This window comes from Rhizobium sp. No.120, assembly GCF_054558365.1.
This window is the reverse complement of record NZ_BAAJNQ010000002.1, coordinates 81,335-101,931: the sequence shown is the minus strand read 5'-3', so window position 1 is coordinate 101,931 and position 20,597 is coordinate 81,335. Positions and strand designations below refer to the sequence as shown.

General features: G+C 60.3%; 22 protein-coding genes and 1 tRNA gene. 11 read left to right on the top strand and 12 right to left on the bottom strand.

Annotation, left to right across the window (positions count from 1 at the left end):
* The first annotated feature begins 4 nt into the window (after nucleotides 1-4).
* The 5 genes from ACYJRZ_RS06170 (at nucleotide 5) to ACYJRZ_RS06150 (ending at nucleotide 4,293) form a co-directional block, all read left to right on the top strand.
* Complete coding sequence (locus ACYJRZ_RS06170) at nucleotides 5-577, top strand: TadE/TadG family type IV pilus assembly protein (RefSeq protein WP_459458653.1); 573 nt, start codon at nucleotides 5-7, stop codon at nucleotides 575-577.
* Between the two features lie 128 nt (nucleotides 578-705).
* On the top strand, nucleotides 706-1,926 hold the full coding sequence (locus ACYJRZ_RS06165) for a phosphopentomutase (protein WP_459457153.1): 1,221 nt from the start codon (nucleotides 706-708) through the stop codon (nucleotides 1,924-1,926).
* A complete protein-coding gene (locus tag ACYJRZ_RS06160; protein ID WP_459457151.1) occupies nucleotides 1,923-2,891 on the top strand; it encodes an adenosine deaminase in 969 nt (322 codons plus the stop codon). Before ACYJRZ_RS06165 ends, ACYJRZ_RS06160 begins: the two co-directional genes overlap by 4 nt.
* A gap of 121 nt (nucleotides 2,892-3,012) precedes the next feature.
* Nucleotides 3,013-3,642 (top strand): uracil phosphoribosyltransferase, encoded by a 630-nt coding sequence (upp, locus tag ACYJRZ_RS06155; RefSeq protein ID WP_015338410.1) that lies wholly within the window; start codon nucleotides 3,013-3,015, stop codon nucleotides 3,640-3,642.
* A gap of 126 nt (nucleotides 3,643-3,768) precedes the next feature.
* Nucleotides 3,769-4,293, top strand: a complete 525-nt coding sequence (locus tag ACYJRZ_RS06150; protein ID WP_459457148.1) for a TIGR02281 family clan AA aspartic protease — start codon at nucleotides 3,769-3,771, stop codon at nucleotides 4,291-4,293.
* Between the two features lie 51 nt (nucleotides 4,294-4,344).
* On the opposite strand, the gene deoA is transcribed toward ACYJRZ_RS06150, so the two are convergent.
* Genes deoA through ACYJRZ_RS06110 form a run of 8 tightly spaced genes read right to left on the bottom strand, consistent with a single transcriptional unit; the run spans nucleotide 4,345 to nucleotide 12,304 of the window.
* Nucleotides 4,345-5,652 (bottom strand): thymidine phosphorylase, encoded by a 1,308-nt coding sequence (deoA, locus tag ACYJRZ_RS06145; protein WP_459457146.1) that lies wholly within the window; start codon nucleotides 5,650-5,652, stop codon nucleotides 4,345-4,347.
* Between the two features lie 3 nt (nucleotides 5,653-5,655).
* Entirely contained in the window at nucleotides 5,656-6,429 is a 774-nt protein-coding gene (gene deoC, locus ACYJRZ_RS06140; RefSeq protein WP_459457144.1) for a deoxyribose-phosphate aldolase, read from the bottom strand.
* Nucleotides 6,426-7,232, bottom strand: a complete 807-nt coding sequence (locus tag ACYJRZ_RS06135; RefSeq protein WP_459457142.1) for a purine-nucleoside phosphorylase — start codon at nucleotides 7,230-7,232, stop codon at nucleotides 6,426-6,428. The genes deoC and ACYJRZ_RS06135 overlap by 4 nt, the downstream gene beginning before the upstream one ends.
* The gene (locus tag ACYJRZ_RS06130; protein WP_015338405.1) at nucleotides 7,229-7,621 is read right to left on the bottom strand and encodes a cytidine deaminase; all 393 of its coding nucleotides are present in this window, start codon (nucleotides 7,619-7,621) and stop codon (nucleotides 7,229-7,231) included. Before ACYJRZ_RS06130 ends, ACYJRZ_RS06135 begins: the two co-directional genes overlap by 4 nt.
* A gap of 3 nt (nucleotides 7,622-7,624) precedes the next feature.
* On the bottom strand, nucleotides 7,625-8,596 hold the full coding sequence (locus tag ACYJRZ_RS06125) for an ABC transporter permease (protein WP_459457139.1): 972 nt from the start codon (nucleotides 8,594-8,596) through the stop codon (nucleotides 7,625-7,627).
* 10 nt (nucleotides 8,597-8,606) lie between these two features.
* Nucleotides 8,607-9,710 (bottom strand): ABC transporter permease, encoded by a 1,104-nt coding sequence (locus ACYJRZ_RS06120; protein WP_459457137.1) that lies wholly within the window; start codon nucleotides 9,708-9,710, stop codon nucleotides 8,607-8,609.
* 7 nt (nucleotides 9,711-9,717) lie between these two features.
* Nucleotides 9,718-11,292, bottom strand: coding sequence for an ABC transporter ATP-binding protein (locus ACYJRZ_RS06115; RefSeq protein ID WP_459457135.1), 1,575 nt, complete (start codon nucleotides 11,290-11,292; stop codon nucleotides 9,718-9,720).
* 16 nt (nucleotides 11,293-11,308) lie between these two features.
* Nucleotides 11,309-12,304, bottom strand: coding sequence for a BMP family lipoprotein (locus ACYJRZ_RS06110; RefSeq protein WP_113230221.1), 996 nt, complete (start codon nucleotides 12,302-12,304; stop codon nucleotides 11,309-11,311).
* A gap of 49 nt (nucleotides 12,305-12,353) precedes the next feature.
* On the opposite strand from ACYJRZ_RS06110, the gene ACYJRZ_RS06105 reads away from it, so the two are divergent.
* A complete protein-coding gene (locus tag ACYJRZ_RS06105) occupies nucleotides 12,354-12,701 on the top strand; it encodes a hypothetical protein (protein ID WP_459457133.1) in 348 nt (115 codons plus the stop codon).
* On the opposite strand, the gene ACYJRZ_RS06100 is transcribed toward ACYJRZ_RS06105, so the two are convergent.
* On the bottom strand, nucleotides 12,671-12,988 hold the full coding sequence (locus ACYJRZ_RS06100) for a hypothetical protein (protein WP_106996277.1): 318 nt from the start codon (nucleotides 12,986-12,988) through the stop codon (nucleotides 12,671-12,673). The genes ACYJRZ_RS06105 and ACYJRZ_RS06100 overlap by 31 nt on opposite strands.
* A 233-nt stretch (nucleotides 12,989-13,221) precedes the next feature.
* Between ACYJRZ_RS06100 and ACYJRZ_RS06095 the strand changes: the two genes are divergently transcribed.
* Nucleotides 13,222-13,311, top strand: a tRNA-Ser gene (locus tag ACYJRZ_RS06095).
* A gap of 258 nt (nucleotides 13,312-13,569) precedes the next feature.
* On the opposite strand, the gene ACYJRZ_RS06090 is transcribed toward ACYJRZ_RS06095, so the two are convergent.
* The gene (locus tag ACYJRZ_RS06090; RefSeq protein WP_459457130.1) at nucleotides 13,570-14,460 is read right to left on the bottom strand and encodes an NAD(P)-dependent oxidoreductase; all 891 of its coding nucleotides are present in this window, start codon (nucleotides 14,458-14,460) and stop codon (nucleotides 13,570-13,572) included.
* A gap of 127 nt (nucleotides 14,461-14,587) precedes the next feature.
* Here ACYJRZ_RS06090 and ACYJRZ_RS06085 point away from each other — a divergent pair, with 127 nt between their 5' ends.
* A complete protein-coding gene (locus ACYJRZ_RS06085; protein ID WP_459457128.1) occupies nucleotides 14,588-14,908 on the top strand; it encodes a winged helix-turn-helix transcriptional regulator in 321 nt (106 codons plus the stop codon).
* A gap of 173 nt (nucleotides 14,909-15,081) precedes the next feature.
* On the opposite strand, the gene ACYJRZ_RS06080 is transcribed toward ACYJRZ_RS06085, so the two are convergent.
* The gene (locus tag ACYJRZ_RS06080) at nucleotides 15,082-16,602 is read right to left on the bottom strand and encodes an FAD-dependent monooxygenase (protein ID WP_459457126.1); all 1,521 of its coding nucleotides are present in this window, start codon (nucleotides 16,600-16,602) and stop codon (nucleotides 15,082-15,084) included.
* Between the two features lie 217 nt (nucleotides 16,603-16,819).
* On the opposite strand from ACYJRZ_RS06080, the gene ACYJRZ_RS06075 reads away from it, so the two are divergent.
* Entirely contained in the window at nucleotides 16,820-17,446 is a 627-nt protein-coding gene (locus ACYJRZ_RS06075; RefSeq protein ID WP_459457124.1) for a TetR/AcrR family transcriptional regulator, read from the top strand.
* A gap of 113 nt (nucleotides 17,447-17,559) precedes the next feature.
* Here the strand turns inward: ACYJRZ_RS06075 and ACYJRZ_RS06070 are convergent, their stop codons facing one another.
* On the bottom strand, nucleotides 17,560-18,456 hold the full coding sequence (locus ACYJRZ_RS06070) for an SDR family oxidoreductase (protein WP_459457122.1): 897 nt from the start codon (nucleotides 18,454-18,456) through the stop codon (nucleotides 17,560-17,562).
* A 93-nt stretch (nucleotides 18,457-18,549) separates the two neighbouring features.
* Between ACYJRZ_RS06070 and ACYJRZ_RS06065 the strand changes: the two genes are divergently transcribed.
* Both ACYJRZ_RS06065 and ACYJRZ_RS06060 read left to right on the top strand, forming a co-directional pair.
* A complete protein-coding gene (locus tag ACYJRZ_RS06065) occupies nucleotides 18,550-19,383 on the top strand; it encodes a helix-turn-helix transcriptional regulator (protein ID WP_459457120.1) in 834 nt (277 codons plus the stop codon).
* 256 nt (nucleotides 19,384-19,639) lie between these two features.
* Entirely contained in the window at nucleotides 19,640-20,581 is a 942-nt protein-coding gene (locus tag ACYJRZ_RS06060; protein ID WP_459457118.1) for an SDR family oxidoreductase, read from the top strand.
* Nucleotides 20,582-20,597: the final 16 nt, after the last annotated feature.

Sequence of the window (20,597 nt, the reverse complement as noted above, 5' to 3'; positions counted from 1 at the left end):
GAGCATGATCGGGAAAGAAAGCGCGCCCTCAGGCATCCTGAGACGCTTCACCTGCGACGAACGCGGCGTAGGTGCGATCGAATTCGCCATTCTTTTCCCCGTATTGCTGATGCTCTATCTCGGTGCTTTCGAGCTTACCGTCGGCCTCAGCGCCTCGAAACGCGCCAGCCGTTCGGCCGGTTCGATAGCCGATATCGTCTCGCAGCAATCGTCGGTCACAAAGTCCGTGCTTGCGACAATGCCCTCGGTCGCCGGCGCGATCTTCGCACCCTACAGTACCACCGGCCTGACGCTAAAGATCACCGGCATCGCCATCGACGCATCAGGCAAGGCGACAGTCGCCTGGTCCTGGGCACAGGACGGAACCAGGCCGTATATGGCTGGCTCCACGGTCACCGTGCCGGCCAACATGAACCAGGCAAGCACATTCCTCGTCCGCAGCGAACTTGCCCTCCCCTATCAACTCCTCAGCTTCGGTGCCAATTTCCTGCCAAGCGGCACAAACCAGATCACCATCAGCCGGCAATATTACTATCGCCAGCGTGTCGGCACGTCGATCAGCTGCAGCGACTGCTGAAAACGCCGAGAAAAGGCGCCTGGCGGGTGCTTCCAAACGGAAAATTGCCAAGTCGATGCCTCCGTTATATGGGTGACGTACAATAACCCGGAAGACCTGCCGGGTGACGGCATTCTATCGGGTGATCTATGGCGCGCGCCTTTCTTTTCGTTCTGGATTCTTTCGGCGTGGGCGGCGGCCCGGATGCGGCAAGCTACGGAGATGAGGGCGCTGACACGCTCGGCCATATCGCGGAATTCTGCGCTGCAGGCGCTGCGGACCGGGAAGGCCTGCGTGAGGGTCCGCTGACATTGCCGATAATGTCCGGCCTGGGGCTGCTGGAGATCGCCAAGGCGGCAACGGGCAATTATCCCGCCGGCATGCCGCGGCCGGAAAAACTGTACGGTCTTTATGGATGTGCCGATGAAGTCTCCCGCGGTAAAGATACGCCATCGGGTCATTGGGAGATCGCCGGGACGCCCGTCATGTTCGACTGGGGTTACTTTCCGGCAGAGGGCGACGCCTTTCCGCCGGAGCTGGTGAAGGCCATCTGCGAGGCTGCCGATCTGCCAGGGATTCTCGGCAATTGCCACGCCTCCGGCACCGACATGATCGCCAGGCTTGGAGAGGAACATATCCGCAGCGGCAAGCCGATCTGCTACACCTCGTCCGACTCCGTCTTCCAGATCGCCGCACACGAACAGCATTTCGGGCTCGATCGGCTGATCGGCCTCTGCAAGATCGTGCGCACCCTGCTCGATTCCTACAATATCGGCCGCGTCATTGCCCGCCCCTTCGTCGGCGAGACAGCAGCGACCTTCGAGCGGACCGGAAACCGCCGCGATTTCTCCGTGTTGCCGCCGGAACCGACACTGCTCGATCGTCTGGTCAAGGCCGAGCGAACCGTGCACGCAGTCGGCAAGATCGGTGATATCTTCGCGCATCAGGGCGTCTCCAGGATCATCAAGGCCAATGGCAACATGGCGCTGATGGATGCGACGCTGAAGGCCATGGATGAAGCTGAGGACGGCGATCTGGTCTTCACCAATTTCGTCGATTTCGACATGGTCTATGGCCATCGCCGCGACGTGCCGGGCTATGCCGCAGCGCTCGAAGCCTTCGATGCGCGGCTGCCTGAGGTGCACGAAAAGCTGAGGGCCGGCGATCTCGTCATTCTGACGGCTGATCATGGTTGCGACCCAACCTGGCGCGGCACCGATCACACGCGCGAGCGCGTGCCCGTCATGGCTTATGGGCCGGGCATTCGATCTCGTTCCATCGGTATCCGCCAGACCTATGCCGATATCGGCGAGACGGTTGCGCGACATCTGGGAATTGCGGCCGGGCCGCATGGGAGGAGTTTCCTTTGACATCGCATTTGAAGAAAGTGGAGCTGCACTGCCATCTGGAGGGCGCCGCCCCACCTGCATTGACGCTCGCACAAGCAGAAAAATATGGAGTCGACACCAGCGCCTTCCTCAAGGACGGTGTTTACCTTTGGAAGGATTTTGCCGAGTTCCTCCTCTGCTACGACAAGGTTTCCGAGGTCTACCGCACCGAGGAAGACTATGCGCTGCTGACGGAAACCTATCTGGAAGAGCTTGCCGGCATCGGCACGATCTATAGCGAGCTCATCGTTTCGCCCGACCATGGCGATCGAATCGGCCTCGGCGCCGAGACGTATATGGCAGGCGTTTCCGCCGGCATCCGTGCCGCCAAGGCAAAGACCGGCATCGAGGCTCGGCTGATCGTAACCGGCGAACGCCACTTTGGGCCTGAGCGCGTCGTGAAGGCGGCAGAATATGCCGCCAAGAGCGACAATCCGCTGATTACCGGCTTCAACATGGCCGGCGAGGAGCGCATGGGCCGCGTCGCCGATTACGCTCGCGCCTTCGACATCGCTCGCGAGGCCGGTCTCGGCATTACCATTCATGCCGGCGAGGTCTGCGGCGCATTCAGCGTCGCCGACGCGGTGGATCTGGTGCGCCCGCAGCGCATCGGCCATGGCGTGCGCGCCATCGAGGACATGGATCTCGTCAAACGCCTTGCCGATCTCGGCACCGTGCTGGAAGTCTGCCCCGGCTCCAACGTCGCACTCAACGTCTTCCCGGATTTCCAGTCGCATCCGCTGCGCACGTTGCGCGACGCCGGCGTGAAGGTCACTATCAACTCCGACGACCCGCCCTTCTTCCACACCTCGCTGAAGCGCGAATACGAGTTGGCGTCGTCAGCCTTCGGCTTTAGCGACGCCGAAATCGATGCCATGACCCGCACGGCGATCGAGGCAGCGTTTGTGGACGAGGCGGCACGGGCGACGTTGCTTGCGAAGCTCTAAATGCATAGTTAAGGCCCCATATTGGGGATGAAATCTCCCAAAGTGGCCTATTTTCTTGCACCAGAGGCGATTTCCGTGGAAGAACCATCTTATATCGCGGAATTACTGGAAGGCTGAAACCATGGACGGCGTCACTGTCATCGATCACCCGCTTGTGCAACACAAGCTCACAATCATGCGGAAGAAGGACACGTCGACGGGAAGCTTCCGCCGGCTGCTGCGCGAGATTTCGACACTGCTCTGTTACGAAGTGACGCGCGACCTCGAACTGACGATCGAGACCATCGAGACGCCGCTACAGCCGATGGATGCGCCGATCCTCGAAGGCAAGAAGCTGGTCTTCGCCTCGATCCTGCGTGCCGGCAATGGCCTGCTCGAAGGCATGCTCGACCTGGTGCCCTCGGCGCGCGTCTCGCATATCGGCGTCTACCGCGATCACGAAACGCTGCAACCGGTCGAATATTACTTCAAGGCGCCCGAGGATATTTCCGAGCGCCTGATCATCGTCGTCGATCCGATGCTGGCAACAGGCAATTCCTCGATCGCCGCGATCGAAAAGCTGAAGGAGCGCGGCGCGCACAATATCCGCTTCCTCTGCCTGCTGGCGGCTCCGGAAGGCATCGCCAATTTCCGCAAGGCGCATCCGGATGTGCCGGTCTTTACCGCTGCGATCGACAGCCATCTGAACGAGAAGGGCTACATCGTGCCCGGCCTCGGCGATGCCGGCGACCGGATGTACGGAACGAAGTAAATCCGCTATTATACTTTTTATTTAGCCCGGCAGTTACACAACTGCCGGGCTTTTTATTGATTGCATTAGTGTCCTTTCAGCACACTTGGCCTATAGATGGAATGACCCGCAGGAGGGGCCTTGCCGATGCTCGTTCGTGTTCTTGCCTTTGCCGGTGTCATCGCCGTTGCGGCGACCCAGGTGCCGATGCTGGTGAGCAGCTATAGCGAACATGCCGCGAAGCCCGTGCCGGTCGAAGCGGTTTCGCTTGCCCCACCGCAGGCGGAAGCTCCTGTTTCCTATGGCAGTGTTCAGCTGCGCGCCAATGCGGGCGGTCACTATGAGGGCGATTTCACCATCAATGGCCGCTCCGTACACGGGATGATCGACACCGGCGCAACCTATGTGGCGATGAACGAAAGTACCGCGCGCAGCCTCGGCTTCAGCAGCGTCGATCTCGACTATCGCTACTCAGTCCAAACAGCGAACGGCATCTCAAAGGTCGCCCACATCAAACTCGACCGCCTGGAAATCGGCACGATCCGGGTCCGCGATGTCGATGCCGTGGTGGCGAAGGACAGTGCGCTCGGTGCGACGTTGATCGGCATGAGCTTCATGAAGAAACTGAACTCCTATGGAGTGCAGAACGGCACCCTGCTTCTGAAGCAATAGGGCAGAGAACATCTCACAAGGTTCTACCAGGCGTCCTCGACCGCCTTCACATCAGATCTTTCTGACAATGACAGGCGATAAAGTGGGCGCCGCATCCGCGATGCGATAATTGGCCGACAAATCCGCCATGGCTTTTTCCGCGCTTGCCTCGTCCGCCGCATGGACGGTGGCGATGCGATCACCCCTGCTCATCTTCGTACCGAGCGGCAGAATATCGCTGAAGCCGACGCGATGATCGATCCTGTCCTGCGGGCGGCGGCGGCCGCCGCCGAGATCGATCACACTCATGCCGATCCTCCGCGCATCGCAGGCGCCGAGCCAGCCATCGGTGGCCGCGAGAACCGGCTTCTGCACCGGCGCACTCGCCAAATGGCGATCCGAGTGTTCAAGCAGATCCGCAGGACCTCCGAGCGCATGCACCATGCGGCTGAATATTTCCGCCGCCTTGCCGGAGGCCAAAGCCCCGCGCGCCCTGCCCTCCGCCTCGGCAACGTCCGCGGCAATGCCGGCCTGAACGAGCATTTCGGATGCGAAGGCCAGCACGACCGTTTCGAGCCGCGTGCCTGCCTTGTTACCCTTCAAGAAATCCAGGCAGTTGCGAAGCTCGACCACGTTGCCGGCCGCATCGGCCAGAGGCTGGTTCATGTCGGTAATCAGGGCCGAGGTCTTGACCCCGCCGCCGTTTGCCACCTCGACCAGCGAGCGCGCCAGCGTCTCGGCCTCTTCCAGCGAGGTCATGAAGGCGCCGCTGCCGATCTTGACGTCGAGCACCAGCGTTTCCAGCCCCGCGGCCAGTTTCTTCGACAGGATGGAGGCGGTAATCAACGGTATGGAATCGACGGTCGCGGTGACATCGCGCACCGCATAGAGCTTGCCATCGGCAGGCGCCAGCGCGCCGGTCTGGCCGATGATGGCACAGCCGACTTCTTCGACCACCTTGCGGAAACGGGCCGCATCCGGCGTGATCCCGTAACCAGGAATGGATTCCAGCTTGTCGAGGGTGCCGCCGGTGTGGCCGAGGCCTCGACCCGAGATCATCGGCACGGCAAGACCGCAGGCGGCCGCGACGGGCGCGAGCATCAGAGAGACATTGTCGCCGACGCCGCCTGTCGAATGCTTGTCGGCGATCGGCCTGCCGATGCCCTCCCAGGAGAGCGTATCGCCGGAGCGGGCCATGGCGAGCGTCAGCGCCACCGTCTCCTCGCGCGTCATGCCGCGAAACCAGACGGCCATGGCGAAGGCACCGATCTGGCTTTCCGCCAGTTCGCCACGCCCCAGCGCGCCGATAAACGCATCGATATCGGCGGCAGAGAGGGTGGCGCCGTTACGCTTTTGACGGATGATCTCCTGCGGGATCATAGATCAGTAGCCTGACGAGGCCGTCTTGGACTCGCCGCCGGCCAGCACGTTCAGAATATCGTCGAGCAGGCTCGACGCACCGAAGCGGAAGGTCGACGGCATGGCCCAATCGGGCGCCATGATGGTCTCGGCGAGGCTGAGATACAGAGCCGCATCGGAAACGGAGCCGATGCCGCCGGCGGGCTTGAAGCCGACCTTGCGGCCGCTGTCGCGAATGGCACGCAGCATGATGTCAGCGGCTTCCAGCGTCGCGTTGACGGCCACCTTGCCGGTGGACGTCTTGATGAAATCGGAGCCGGCCTCGATCGCGAGTTCCGACGCGCGCCGGATCAGCGTCGCGTCCTTCAATTCGCCGGTTTCGAGAATGGTTTTCAAGATGACCGGTCCCTTGCACTCGGCCTTGACGGCGGTCACCATGTCGGTGACGGCCTTCTCATTGCCGGCCAGAAAGGTACGATAGGGAATGACCAGATCGATTTCGTCAGCGCCATCGGCAATCGCTTCGCGCGCTTCGGCAGCAACATCGGCCACCTCCATATCGCCGGCCGGGAAATTCACCACGGTCGCGATATTCACGACATGATCGGTTCCGAGAATGGCGCGCGCCTGGGCGACAAAGCGCGGCCAGATGCAGATGGCGGCCGTATTGCCATAGGGCGATTGCGCGCGGGCGCACAGCGCCTCGATCTGAGCCGGCGTGCAGTCATCCTTGAGATTGGTGAGATCGAGAAGGGAAAGCGCAACAGCTGCCGTTTCTCTGAGGGAATGGCCCGTCATTGTGGATCTCCTTCGTCAGCGATCATTTCTTTCAAAATGGCGGCAAGGCGCGCGCCGCCGACCGGAGCCATATCTTTCGTCTCTTCATGCGAGAGTTCTCCACCGGTCATGCCAGCACCATAGTTAGTGATGACGGAGGCAGCGGCAACCCTCAGACCGAAAAGACGCGCCAGTATGACTTCCGGCACCGTCGACATGCCGACGGCATCGGCGCCCAGGATGCGCGCCATGCGGATTTCTGCCGGCGTTTCGAAACTTGGGCCGGAAAACCACATATAGACGCCATGTGACAGCTTGATCTCGGCCTTTTCCGCCGCCTTGCGCATGCGCATGATGAGGTCGGTATCATAGGCGCTGGTCATGCCGACGAAACGCCTGTCGCTTTCCTCGCCGATCAGCGGGTTCATGCCGGAATAATTGATGTGATCAGTGATCTGCATCACCGAGCCCGGCGGCATCTCTTCCCGCAGCGATCCGGCCGAATTCGTCAGGATCAGCGTGTCGACGCCAAGCGCCTTCAGGGTCTCGATCGGCGCGCGCATGGCATTGGCGTCGCCCTTTTCGTAATAATGTACGCGACCGGAGAGCATGATGACGGGGACGTCGCCGAGCTTGCCTGTGACCAGCGTGCCGGCATGACCTGATACCGCACTGACCGGGAAGCCGGGTAGGTCGGCATAGGGAATGCGCAGGGCGTCTTTGACCTCATCCACGAGAGAGCCGAGGCCTGAGCCCAGGATGATGCCATAGCGCGGCTTCAGCTCGCCGAGCTTCTCGGTGAGGATATCGACAGCTGCGCTCATCCGAGCACCTCCGTTTCGAAGCTGAAGGGCAACATTTCGTCCATGGTCATGGTCTTCTTCACGCCGGTCTCGTCGCAAAGATAGATGCGCGTTTCCTTGCTGGCAAATTCGGCGATCTTCTGCCTGCAGCCGCCGCAGGGCGGGCAGAGTGGCAGCTTCTCGGCGATGACGGCAATCTCGACGATCTTCTTGGCGCCGCCCATGATCATCTGGCCGATCGCCGTCGGTTCGGCACACCAGCCCTGCGGGAAGGAGAGATTTTCGATATTGGCGCCGGTGTAGATCTTGCCATCCTCGGCGCGGATCGCCGCACCGACCGGGAATTTCGAATAGGGAGCGTGAGCAAAGGCCATCGCTCCGCGCGCGGCCTCGAACAGATCATGCGACATGGTTTAGCGCTCCTTGGTATAGGGCACGCCACCGGCCTTCGGAGGCTTGGCGACGCCGATAAAGCCTGCAAGCAGGATGCAGGTGAGGATATAGGGCAGCGCCTGGAAAATCTGTACCGGCACCTCTCCAATGCCCGGAACCGCCTTGCCCTGCATGAAATTGGCGAAGGCATCGAGGAAGCCGAAGAGAAGGCAGGTGAACATGACCGGCACAGGCTTCCATTTTGCGAAGATCAGTGCGGCAAGCGCGATATAGCCCTTGCCCGCCGACATATTGTTGATGAAGGCGGCCGACTGAGCGATGGCTAGATAGGTGCCGGAGAAGCCGCAGAGGATGCCCGCGACGATCAGCGAACGATAGCGCAGCCATTCGACCGAGATGCCGGCGGTATCGACCGCGCCGGGATTTTCACCGACAGCACGCAACCGCAGACCGAAACGGGTACGATAGAGGATCCACCAAGAGATCGGCACCGTCAGGAAGGCGAGATAGGTCAGGATATTGTTGCCAGAGATGACATTGGCGTAGAGCGGACCGATGAACGGAACGTCGTGAATGGCATCGGCGCCGGGCAGCGTGATGCCAGAGAAGCGGGCAGTAGCAGGCAAAGTCGGCGTGCGGCCGCCCTGACCGAACCAGGCATTGCCAAGAACGATAGTCAACCCGGCCGTCAAGAAGTTGATGGCAACCCCCGAGACGATCTGGTTACCGCGATTGGTGATCGATGTGAAGCCATGGAGCAGACCGAGAAGAACCGAAACGACGATGCCGGCGACAAGGCCGGCCCAGGGCGAGCCGCTGATCGAGGCAACACAGGCGGCAGCGAAAGCAGATGCCAGCATCTTGCCTTCAAGGCCGATATCGAAGATGCCAGCACGTTCGGAAAACAAGCCTGCTAATGCTGTAAAGATCAGTGGAATCGACAGGCGGATCGTCGAGCCAAATATAGCGATCAAAAGATCGTAATAATTCATCGTCCGATCCTCACGTCCTGGCGAATTGCTGGTAGATGCGCACGAGCGCAGGGCGGAACATGTATTCGAGGGCTCCCGCAAACAGGATGACGAGACCCTGGATCACCACGATCATGTCCCGTGTGATCTGAGGTATGTCGAAGGGCAGCGTGTCGCCCCCTCTATAAAGAATGCCGAATAGAAGTGCTGCCGGGATGATGCCCAAAGGATGATTGCGGCCCATCAGCGACACGGCGATACCGACGAAGCCCGCACCAAGCACAAACTCGATTTGCAATCGGCCGGAAGCGCCCATGACCGGATTAAGCGCCATCATGCCGGCAAGGCCGCCGGAAAGCAGCATGGCGATGATGACCGTGCGGGCATAGGGGATGCCTGCATAAACAGCAGCGGTCGGACTGAGACCCAGCGTGCGCATTTCATAGCCGAGCTTGGTGCGCCACACGAGCATCCACACCAGGAAGCACATGACCAGCGCGATCAAGAAGGAAACGTTGAGCGGCGCGGCACCGATGGTCGAGCCGAACATATCCATCAACCAGCCGAGCTTCGGCAGCTGACCGCCCTCAAGGAACGTACGGGTTTCCGGCGCCATCTTGCCCGGCACGATCAGTATATGCACCAGCAGGAAGTTCATCATCGCCGACGCGATGAAGTTGAACATGATCGTCGTGATGACGACGTGGCTGCCGCGCTTGGCCTGCAGCCAGGCAGGAATAAAGGCCCAGAGCGCACCGAAGATTGCCGCGCCGATGACGGCGAAGGGCATCGTCACATACCAGGGCACATAATGGTCGAGAGTCAGCGCCACCAGGGCGCAGCCGAGACCACCGAGATAGGCCTGGCCTTCCGATCCGATATTGAAAAGGCCGGCATGGATGGCGACGGCGACCGAAAGACCGGTGAAGATGAAGCTCGTTGCGTAATACAGTGTGAAACCGATACCTTCGCCACTGCCGAGCGCACCATCCAGCAGAGATGTGAGCGCATCGAGCGGGCTGGCGCCGATAAACCAGACGACAAGCCCGGAGATCAGGAAGGCAACAATCAAATTGAGAAGGGGGATCAGGCCATAGGTGATCCAATTGGGGAGAGAAACGGAAGCCGTGCTCATATACGCCTCACGCGGCAATGCCGGCCATCATCAGGCCGAGTGTTTGTTCACCGGCCTCAGCCGACTTTTCACCGACGATATGGCCGGCGAACATGACGAGGATACGGTCTGAAAGCGCACGGATCTCATCCAGCTCCACAGACACCAGCAGGATCGCCTTGCCGGCGTCGCGCATCTCGATGATGCGGCGATGGATGAATTCGATGGCGCCGATATCGACGCCGCGCGTCGGCTGGCCGATCAGCAGCGCCTTCGGATCTCGCTCGATCTCGCGGGCAACGACGATCTTCTGCTGGTTGCCGCCGGAGAAATTGGCGGTCTTCAACCGCGCGTTCGGCGGGCGGATATCGTATTTCTCGATCTTCTCGATCGCATCCTTGCGCATGGCGTCGAGATCGAGCATGCCGCCGCGCCCGTATTTGCGGTCGCGGTGATAGCCGAGCATGGAATTCTCATATTCCTCGAACTTGAGGACGAGGCCCATGTGATGGCGATCTTCCGGAATATGGGCAAGGCCGAGGTCGCGGAGTGCTGCTGGATCGGCGTTGCCGATCGGTTTGCCGTGCAGAAGGATTTCGCCCGAAGCCGGCTTGCGGATACCGGCGATCGCCTCCAGCAATTCCGATTGACCATTTCCGGCAACACCGGCAATGCCGACGATCTCGCCGGCACGGACATCGAAGGAGACATTGTCGACCATGGTGACGCCGCGGCCGTCCTTGACGGTGAGATTGCGCACCGAGAGCAGGATTTCGCCCGGATTGGGAGCCCCCTTTTCGACGCGCAGCAGCACGCGGCGGCCGACCATCAATTCTGCCAGTTCCTCGACGGTGGTTTCCGCCGTCTTGCGCGTGGCAACCATCTCGCCGCGGCGCATGACCGATACCGTATCGGTGATCGCCATGATCTCACGCAGCTTATGGGTGATGAGGATGATCGTCTTGCCCTGATCACGCAAAACGCGAAGGATACGGAAGAGATTATCCGCCTCTGCCGGCGTCAAGACACCGGTGGGCTCATCGAGAATGAGGATCTCCGCGCCGCGATACATTGCCTTCAGGATTTCCACGCGCTGCTGCTGGCCGACGGGAAGCTCTTCGATCAACGCATCCGGATCGACTTCCAGGCCGTAATCCTTCTCCAGCCGGTTGAGCTCGGCGCGCGCGGCGGCAACGCCCTTGGCGAGAAGCGCGCCGCCTTCGGCGCCCAGCATGACGTTTTCAAGGACGGTAAAATTGTCGACCAGCATGAAGTGCTGGTGCACCATGCCGATGCCGGCTGATATCGCCGTCTGGCTGTCACGGATGGTGATGGGCTTGCCGTTGATGCGGATTTCGCCGCTGTCGGCATGATAGAAGCCGTAGATAATCGACATAAGGGTCGATTTCCCGGCACCGTTTTCGCCGATGATCCCGTGGATCGAGCCCTTGGCGACGGTTAGATTGATATCTTTATTGGCGTGGACAGCACCGAACTTCTTGTCGATGCCCACGAGCTCGATGGCGGAGATTTGGTTCACTATAGGGGCTCCAGAAACCGGTTTCCGGATAAGAAAAGGGCGTATGACGTTTTGCTCCGTCATACGCCCTTATTTCATATCAGTTCTTCGGGCAGGCGTTGTCGGTCAGATAGTCGTGGACCTTGATGGTGCCAGCAACGATATCGGTCCGAGCCTTGTCGACGGCAGCCTGGATTTCCGGAGTGACGAGCGACTTGTTGTTGTCGTCGATAGCCACGGCAACGCCATCTTCCTTGAGGCCGAGCTCCTGCGTGCCAGGCGTGAACTTGCCGTTCTTGGCGTCGCTGAAGGCATTGTAAACGGCGAGGTCGACGCGCTTGACGACGGAGGTCAGAACGGAACCCGGATGCAGGTAGTTCTGGTTCGAGTCGACGCCGATCGACAGCTTCTTGTTGTCGGCAGCGGTCTGCAGCACGCCGAGGCCGGTGGCGCCGGCAGCCGCATAGACAACGTCTGCGCCCTGGTCGATCTGGTTCTTGGTGAGTTCGCCGCCGCGAACCGGGTCATTCCAGGCAGCGCCGGTCGTGCCGGTCATGTTCTGGAAAACTTCGATTTTCGGATTGGTGGCGCGCGCACCCAGCTCGTAGCCGCATTCGAACTTGCGGATCAGCGGAATGTCCATGCCGCCGACGAAACCGATCTTGCCGGACTTCGATGCAAGGGCGGCCATGACGCCAGCGAGATAGGAACCTTCGTTTTCCTTGAACTTGACGGAGCGGACGTTCGGCAGGTCAAGGCTGTCGTCGATCAGGACGAATTCGGTCTTCGGATATTCGGCAGCAACCTTCTGGAGAGCAGAGGTCCAGGCGAAAGAAACAGCGATAACCGGATTGAAGCCCTTGCTGGCGAAGTTGCGCAGCGCCTGTTCACCCTGGGTGTCGCCGGTCGGCTCGAAGTCGCGATAAGCGATGCCGGTTTCCTTCTTGAACTTTTCGGCGCCGTTATAGGCAGCTTCGTTGAAGGACTTGTCGAACTTGCCGCCGGTTCCGTAAACGATGGCCGGCTTGATATCGGCCGCAAGCGCCGTCGCCGACATGGCAGCCAGGGCAAAAAGGGTCAAAAGGGATTTTTTCATGTGGTGCAGCCCTATTGTTTCTATCTTGTTGGGTCCTCCCGCAAGCCCGTTGACCGGGCAAGTCTGCGGAACCGCCGGCCTCCCCGAGGCCAAGCTGGCGCGCATCCTTGCATGGCTGCATGAAAAATTCACGAGAAATTTTTCAGTTGGTAAAGATTTGTGGGAATTGGTGAAAACCCATCCAAACGACCCGTTTTTTAAACAATTTCGGCCTAAAAGTGCATTTTTATTGATCAGAAATGTTGCCGATCCGTCTGCAGCAATCGCCGGCTTTGCTCGCTACGGCATTGCTGCAAGCCCATCGCCGAACACTCTTCAGGCGACCGAAATCCTCAAATGGCACAGACCGGGAGGCGGCCCCCTCTGTCAGGCGCTGAAGCGTCCGGCTGCGGGCTGACGCTTATAGGCGATCACCCACAGAAGCAGCGAGATCACCAGAAAGACAGCGAAGGCCGGCTGAAACAGCAACCATTGCATCGCCAAGTCATAAAAGCGAGGATGAACATAATAGGCGATCGTCGAGCGAAGGCTTGCCAGCGACGAAGGGCTGACATCATTCCACGCATCCCCCATCGGTGTCATGACCACGGCGGAAGCCGCTACGGATTGAATGGAATCGATGGTGCCGGCGATCACAGCCACCACCAGCGCGACAAGGCTGGCAAAACGCAACAGGAAACGCATAAACTCCTCCCGATACTTACTACGTCCGGCCTTCGCGGGCCGACCGGTCTGATGCCGCCTCATCTATCTCATTAGATAAGTTGCGTGCAAAATAAGCGCAATGGGGAGGAGATGCAGAGTTTTGCGTCAACAAGTCAAAAATCTGTCAGATTCGGGTTGATTGCCGGGAATTCATCGGTATATATCGCGGCCGTTCCGACGATTTGCTTCCTGACTGGGTGCGAAACGCCAAAGGACAGGTGGCCGAGTGGTTTAAGGCGCACGCCTGGAACGCGTGTGTACGTGAAAGCGTACCGAGGGTTCGAATCCCTCCCTGTCCGCCATTTTCTGATTTGTCCAGACCGGAAGCATAGGTAACCATTTACCCTAGAGCCTGAGTGCCCGAGCGGGGAAGTCACCTTGCTTTTCAGCAGCGACGCTCTCTCGAACAGCGTCGCGTAGCTGCTTCCTCGTCCCGACACAGGCGGAATTCGGTTTTCGGGGCCTAGATCGACCCCAAAAACGAGGAGTTGCGGCAGCGCTCGCCGCCGGTGGGCTTCTTTCTTTGACCCGGCAGAGCGATGAGAAAGGTCAAAGGCTTTCTACTTGCCTACAGGCTTTCCCATGAATTGCGAGAGCGCCGCGAAATCACTGTGCTCGTGGCCAGCAGCAATCGCTCGCTTGAAGATCGCGTCGTAACCATCGACCAAGGAGCGGTCGATTCTGCGTGCTTCCATCAAAGCAAGGAGATGCTGGAGCGAAGTGTGATGCGGGAAAATGGTCGAAAGCGTCTCGTCGTCGCTGGCAAAGCGGCCGGCATTTGTTCGCTTGATGAGATCCGAAACAAGTCCGTCAACCACGGGTACCGTCGCACTCCACTGCCGCGCCAGTTCGTCAAGATCGATCCCTTCGGCCTGAGACACCGCAATGGCATGGAGTGTTCCGAACAAGGCACCCCACAACAGGGCAAGCAGGGCACTGTCAAGCGCGTTCGCCCGCCCCGGTTCCTCGCCGATATGCTGGACATTGCCGCCCAAGACACCAAACATGCCCACACTCGCATCGAAAGCCTGCTTCGGCCCCGAGATCACGATCGTCCCGGCCTCAGTGCCGATGAAATCCGGCGTCGCCATGATTGCGCCATCGAGATAGCTGACTCCTTGCGTGGTGAACCATTCAGCCGCTTCGCGAGCGCCGTCCGGTGTTCCAGATGTCAGTTCCACAATCAGTTTGCCTGGTATGGCGGAGACGACATCGTCGCTACGCAGCAACGTGCGAGTTGCGGAGTAATCGATGATATTCACGATAATTATATCAGCCGCTTCGACGGCTTCCCGCACGGAGGCCGCGACGATGGCTCCGGCAGCGGCCAGAGTCCGGGTCTTCTCCACCGTCCTGTTCCAGACGATCGTGCGGTATCCCGCCCGCAGCAGTGCATTGGCGAGCGCCGATCCCATACGTCCGGTCCCCAGGATGCTAATTGCAGGTTTCATTCCGACTCTCCATATGATTAGCGCAGCACTTGGCTCGCCTGCTGTTTTCGGGAGAGCTATGATTTTAAAAGTGCAGGGACAATACGCACGCAAGTGTAAGTGGTTACTCAGAGGTAAGGAGGGTGAAGTGAACACGTATAAGGAGAATGGCTTTTCGACCGCAGTAAAGATGGTCGCCGGCAAGTGGAAGATTAATATTCTTTGCGAACTTGGCGCAGCGCCCCGCCGGTTTGGCCGGCTGCGGCAATCCATTCCGGCGATCAGCGAAAAGGTGCTGACGCAGAGCTTGCGTGAATTGGAAGCTGATGGGCTGATTAACCGAACGGTCTATCCCGGGTCGCCGACTAAAGTTGTCTATTCCTTGACGGAACGCGGAACGGCGCTCCATGCCGGAGCGGAGGGGCTATGCCAATGGGGTGAACAGTTTACCCACTCGGCTCAGCCATAAAGATCGACGGCAAGATGCGGAGGGCCGAGTGATCCGGCCCGGTCAACTTACGTCTTGCATGCAAGGTTGTGAATGTTCCTGAACCCAGCGGATCGGATAAAGCAAAGATGGTGATCACGGCTTGAAATCGCGGTGCTCAATGCCATCTGTGCTCCAATCGGACGCTGCGCTTCTCAGGCAGATGCATGCTCTTTGTCAGGTTCGCCAAACCATCTCAATGTGGCCTTTGCAGCTTCCTTGGTATCAAGTTTAGCTTCGCAGACCCAGGCAACGACACCGTCGGGCCGCACGAGCATGGCGCTGACACCTAGCCGATCCCTGACATCGCTGGCGATATAAGTGATCCGGTCACCCCGGCGGCCCGCGAGCGCTTCAAGCGATGCACGAGCATCGAAATCCAGTAGCAGGCCGCCGCCCGTTCTGAAATGATCGCCGAGCTTCGTCCCATCGGCCAGCTCAAAATCGGGAGCGCTGCGGCCGACGAGCGGATTGATGTCGCCGAGATCATAGCGAAGAGAGATGCCCCAGACGCGCTCGGCGAAATAGGTGGTGCCATCACGCGTGTCGATCAGATCGCGGATGATGGCTTCGAGGGCGCGCGAGCTCGGGCTTGGCCGCATGAGCGCGACCTGGGCGCGTGACCAATCAAGCACCTGCGATCCAATGGGATGCCGTTCGCTGGAATAAGTATCGAGCAGGCCGTCCGGCGCATCGCCACGGATCGTGGCGGCAAGCTTCCATCCAAGGTTCATCGCGTCGCCCAGACCAAGGTTGAGGCCTTGGCCGCCCAAGGGGGAATGGATGTGCGCGGCGTCGCCGGCCAGCAGAACCCGCCCCTTGCGGTAGGTGGTCGCCTGGTAGGCGCGGTCCGTCCATGTGGTGGCAAGCTTGAGCGTGGTCACGGTGACGTCGGTGACGGAGATGCGGCGCAGCACCGCCTGCACATGGTCGAGCGTGATCGGCTGGGTCCGGTGGAAAGCGCCTCCGTCGAAGTCGACCATCGTGACCGTCCCGGGCGGCGCATAGGTGTACATGCCCGTCGCGGTGTAATGGCGGCCGGGACGAAGCTTGTCCGGGTCCGCCATCTCTATTTCGGCGGAATAGCCGGTGAATTCGGGATCGGTGCCGACGAACCCGAAGCCGCCGGCCTTTCGGGCGGTGCTGCGGCCGCCGTCGCAGCCAACGAGCCAGCGCCCGCGAAAGGTCGCGCCTCTGGCGCAGACGACAACACCTTCATCCAACTGCTCGAAGCTCTCGACGCCGAAGCCGCGCCTGATCTCGACACCCATGGCCTCCGCACGCGCCGCAAGGACAGCTTCGAGGCTTTCCATTTCGACCATCATGCTAATGCCGAGTGTGGTTGGCAGGCGATAGAGCCACTTCGAAGCGTCGATCCTATCGTGGAAGAACTGGATGCCGGCAAAATGGCCGCCGGGCTTGCGCGACTGATGCATCCAGTGCGCAGCTTCCTTTGCAGGCTTTGGCTGGGCGATATCGTTCAATAGGCCGCGACGATGGAAGGTCTCGATGGTCGGCGCCGAGAGACCGCGCATGCCGAAAGGAAGGCGCTTCAAGGGCGAGCGTGGATCCTCGGCCTGCTCCAGCACCAATACGGAGAGACCGACGAGACGCAGCTCGCAGGCGAGAAACAAGCCGACGGGTCCGCCGCCGGCGATCAGAACATCATAAATCAAGGCAGAACTCCTCAAGCGAACGGCGCCGCAAGGGCGTCAGACATTCCGGCTTCGGGCCACCTCAGCCGGCGCGAGTCGCTAAAAACGCTCACCCGTATTCGGGCGGCGACGGTCCAGGCACGGAACAGTCGTAAAACCTGTGCCAATTTCACCGATTTGGTGATTGCAACGCAGTATTTACACTCGGTATAAATTTACTTATGGTATAAATATCCTCATGTCAAACCGAATCAAACTCCGAGACCGCAAGAAGGAGATGACGCGTCAGGCGATCTCCAACGTCGCGACACGCCTCTTCGTCGAGCATGGCTTCGATAAGGTTTCCGTCGCCGACATTGCTGATGAAGCGGAGGTCGCCAGAAAGACGGTGTTCAACTACTTCCGCCGCAAGGAGGATCTGGTTTTCGATCGCGAGGATGAGGTACGGGAGCTGGTTCGGCAAGCGCTCGCCGATCGCGGCCGAGCGCCCCCCGTCCGCTCGTTCCAGACCCTCATGCGGGACTTGGTGGAAACGCAGCATCCTCTGTTCAGGATCACGGAACGGCCCATCCAGTTCTGGCGCATGGTGGCCGAGAGCCCGACGCTGACGGCATATGCGCGCGGCCTGCAGGTGACGCTTGCTGACGATCTCTCGGAAATGCTGTCGGATGCGGCGGGGCGGCCGCGCTCCGATGCGAATGCACATCTTGCGGGCGCAATGCTGATAGCGGCGTTGGTGGTCGCCTATACCGAGGCGCTGCGCGTCTTTCGAGAAAAAGGAGATCCTCAAGCCGCGCTGCTTGATGTCATGGAGCGCGGCTTTATCGGCGTCGACGCCGCTCTTGCCGGAACAGCTTACATCTGACGACGACACTGGACGGAAGATCATCCACAAATGACAAAAGCCCGGCCGGCGAGCGGTCAGGCCTTTGACCATCAAGCTCCAGCCCGCCAATGGACTAGAAAGCAGGGCACGCCTTACGCTGCGGCAACCCTGAGCTGGGCGAGGTCTTCAAGCAATGTCGGGCCTTTGGGTTCCCAGCTGAGCTTCTGGCGGGTCTTGGCGCTTGAAGCCGGCATGTCGCGGCCGGCAAACAGGGCGAGCCAGCCGAAATAATCCTGCGCCTCTTCCCTGGCAATGGATTTGACCGGCAGGTTCAGTTGCCGCCCGATCGTCTCGACGATATCGCGCATGGGCACGCCTTCCTCAGCGGCCGCGTGATATTTGGCATTCGGTTCGGCGCGCTCGACGACGAGGCGGTAAAGACGGCCGACATCGGTAAAATGCGCCGCCGGCCAGCGGCTGAGCCCGTCTCCCACATAGGCGCAAACCCCCTTCTGCCTGAATATATCGATCAACGGCGTAATAAGCCCCTGGCTGACCGGATCATGCACCTGGGGCAGCCGGACGACCGAGACATTGACCCCGATCTCGCTTGCCAGGATTCCTGCCTCCTCGGACGCTGCCCGCGGATGCATGTCGGAACCGGCAATCGGGTTATCCTCCCTGGCCGGCTCGCCCGGCACCGTGTTGGCGATCGGCGTGCCCGACGTAATAACCAGCGGACGAGCCGAGCCGGCAAGCGCCGAGGCCAGCGTTGCGATGACGCGGCGGTCATCCTCGCAATTCTGGACGAATCTCGTGAAGTCGTGGTTGAAGGCAAGGTGGATGACGCCGTCGGATTGTGAGGCGCCGCTTTTCAGGATTTCCGCATCCTCGATCGTGCCGTGCAGGACCTCGGCGCCGGCAGCGGCGAGTGTGACCGCCTTTTCCTTCGAGCGCGAAAGGCCGAGCACCTGGTGGCCCGCACCGATCAATTCCTTGACGACATGCGAACCGACATTTCCGGTCGCACCAGTAACGAATATACGCATATGCACTGTCTCCTTATTTCGTCGGAGACAAATCTGTGCCCATCGTTTATTCTGGTAAAGTAGTGACCTTATCATAGTAAAGACACTAACAGGATGACCGATCTCATCGAAACCGAAAACGTGCTCGGCGCCTATCTGCGGGACCGGCGGGCGAAGCTTGATCCATCCGCCCTCGGCTTTGGCGGCGAACGGCGGCGCACGCCCGGACTTCGGCGCGAGGAAGTGGCGCAGCGCGCCAATATCAGCCCGACCTGGTACACATGGCTGGAGCAAGGCCGTGGCGGTGCGCCCTCGGCCGACGTGCTCGACCGGATTGCCCGTGCATTGATGCTGACGGAGGTGGAGCGCGAGCACCTGTTCCTGCTCGGCCTCGGCCGACCGCCGGAAGCGCGTTACCGCAAAAATGATGGTGTTACGCCGCGGCTGCAGCGCGTGCTCGATGCACTGGAGCCGAGCCCCGCCATTATCCGGACCGCCACCTGGGACGTCATCGCATGGAACCGGGCGGCACCCGTGATGCTGATCGATTACGGATCGCTGCCGCCAGAAGAACGCAACATTCTGCGCTATATCTTTCTCGATCCGCGTGCGCGCGCCGTGCAATATGATTGGGAAAGCGTCGCCCGCTTCGCCCTGGGCGCATTCCGTGTCGATGCAGCGCGCGCAGGCGCATCGAGTGAGATAGAGCCTTTCGTGGCGGAACTTTGCCGCATTAGTCCGGAATTCAGGGCCATGTGGCGCGAAAACGATGTTCCTGGCACCCATACCGAAGCCGTCAAACATATACGCCATCCTATCCTCGGCCCGCTGGCATTCGAGTATTCGGCCTTTTCGGTCGACGGCCGGACGGATCTCAGCATGATCGTCTACAATCCGGCAACACCTGACGATGCCGAGCGGATCAAATCGCTGCTGCCGCGGCCATAAGGATATGCTTGGCGCAACCAACCGTCACTCGCTCATCTTTCGATTGACGGCGGCGAGGAAGGCGTCCTAAATTCCCGTCGTCGAAAATGGCTGGCTTGGTCTCGGTAGGCCCAGGCCCTTCTCCCTCCATGGAGAAGCTCTGTTCCGCGCTAGCGCGGATACCCCGACAGACCCTGCGCCTCGTGCGCGTTTAGGGTCTGCGCGGTAGCCATTGGACGATGCTCCCTCAGCAGACCATGTTCGAAGGAGCCGCACCATGTCCACTATCGATCAGCCCCAGCCGATTCTCGTCTATCTCGCCGCCGGTGTGCAAGGCAGCGCCGTCGTTCGCGCCGCGCTTCAACGCGGCTTCAAGGTCCGGGCGCTTGTCCGGGACCGAAGGCGCGCCACAGCGCTCTCCGCGCTCAGTGTCGAGCTTGTCGAGGGGGATCTTCGCGATGCGGCTTCGCTTCGCGCCGCCAGCACCGGCATCACTCACGCCGTGCTGCAGATTCCGATCGGATCACAAGGCGACATGCGCATCCAGGCGGATAATGCGATATCCGCTTCTCTCGACCAAGGCCTGAAATCCCTTATCCTCAAGCTCGCCAGCGCCAGCCGCCCGGCACCTTGCCAGGAGCCAAGCTTTGTTGCCAACGCGATGCTCGAAGATGTGGTCCGCGCGTCAGGCCTGCCCTTCGCAATCGTCCGCCCGACCATGTATCTCGATAATCTCCTGAAGCCATCAGCGCGCAAAGACATTGTTGGCAAAGGGATCTTAGCGCCGCCGATTGCCGAAGCCCAGCGTATCGCCTGGACCTCGGTCGATGATTGCGCCCGGGCCGCCATTACCCTTCTGGAACGTGGCATCACCTCCGGCGATCATCGCATTGCCGGGCCGGAAAGCGTTGATGGAAACGAACTCGTCTCGCGGATCGGTGCTGGACTCGGTCGCCTAATCACCTATCGCCAACAGCCGCTCGACGAGTTCGAGCGGGATGTCGATGCTGCGATGGGGCCGGGAACAGGGCGCCGCGTCGCCTCGAAATTCCGCTTCTTCGCATCGCATCGGGAAGAGGCGGATGCGATGCTGGCCGCGCCGTTCAAGCCGCAAGCCGACCTTGAGGATTTCAAGCCGACAGGCATTGAGGAATGGGTTCGCCAACATCGGGCACAGTTCTTCGATACGGAACAAGCGCCATCAGGCGGCCAGGGCTGATCGACAGGATACGCCT

Bases quoted from the DNA above. Each gene is read 5' to 3' on its own strand.
- ACYJRZ_RS06170 (WP_459458653.1), top strand. From the start codon at position 5: ATGATCGGGAAAGAAAGCGCGCCCTCAGGCATCCTGAGACGCTTCACC.
- deoA (WP_459457146.1), bottom strand. From the start codon at position 5,652: ATGATCCCGCAGGAGATCATCCGTCAAAAGCGTAACGGCGCCACCCTC.
- deoC (WP_459457144.1), bottom strand. From the start codon at position 6,429: ATGACGGGCCATTCCCTCAGAGAAACGGCAGCTGTTGCGCTTTCCCTT.
- ACYJRZ_RS06135 (WP_459457142.1), bottom strand. From the start codon at position 7,232: ATGAGCGCAGCTGTCGATATCCTCACCGAGAAGCTCGGCGAGCTGAAG.
- ACYJRZ_RS06075 (WP_459457124.1), top strand. From the start codon at position 16,820: ATGTCAAACCGAATCAAACTCCGAGACCGCAAGAAGGAGATGACGCGT.
- ACYJRZ_RS06165 (WP_459457153.1), top strand. From the start codon at position 706: ATGGCGCGCGCCTTTCTTTTCGTTCTGGATTCTTTCGGCGTGGGCGGC.
- ACYJRZ_RS06110 (WP_113230221.1), bottom strand. From the start codon at position 12,304: ATGAAAAAATCCCTTTTGACCCTTTTTGCCCTGGCTGCCATGTCGGCG.
- ACYJRZ_RS06060 (WP_459457118.1), top strand. From the start codon at position 19,640: ATGTCCACTATCGATCAGCCCCAGCCGATTCTCGTCTATCTCGCCGCC.
- ACYJRZ_RS06150 (WP_459457148.1), top strand. From the start codon at position 3,769: ATGCTCGTTCGTGTTCTTGCCTTTGCCGGTGTCATCGCCGTTGCGGCG.
- ACYJRZ_RS06090 (WP_459457130.1), bottom strand. From the start codon at position 14,460: ATGAAACCTGCAATTAGCATCCTGGGGACCGGACGTATGGGATCGGCG.
- ACYJRZ_RS06120 (WP_459457137.1), bottom strand. From the start codon at position 9,710: ATGAGCACGGCTTCCGTTTCTCTCCCCAATTGGATCACCTATGGCCTG.
- ACYJRZ_RS06065 (WP_459457120.1), top strand. From the start codon at position 18,550: ATGACCGATCTCATCGAAACCGAAAACGTGCTCGGCGCCTATCTGCGG.
- ACYJRZ_RS06070 (WP_459457122.1), bottom strand. From the start codon at position 18,456: ATGCGTATATTCGTTACTGGTGCGACCGGAAATGTCGGTTCGCATGTC.
- ACYJRZ_RS06115 (WP_459457135.1), bottom strand. From the start codon at position 11,292: ATGACGGAGCAAAACGTCATACGCCCTTTTCTTATCCGGAAACCGGTT.
- upp (WP_015338410.1), top strand. From the start codon at position 3,013: ATGGACGGCGTCACTGTCATCGATCACCCGCTTGTGCAACACAAGCTC.
- ACYJRZ_RS06125 (WP_459457139.1), bottom strand. From the start codon at position 8,596: ATGAATTATTACGATCTTTTGATCGCTATATTTGGCTCGACGATCCGC.
- ACYJRZ_RS06130 (WP_015338405.1), bottom strand. From the start codon at position 7,621: ATGTCGCATGATCTGTTCGAGGCCGCGCGCGGAGCGATGGCCTTTGCT.
- ACYJRZ_RS06100 (WP_106996277.1), bottom strand. From the start codon at position 12,988: ATGCGTTTCCTGTTGCGTTTTGCCAGCCTTGTCGCGCTGGTGGTGGCT.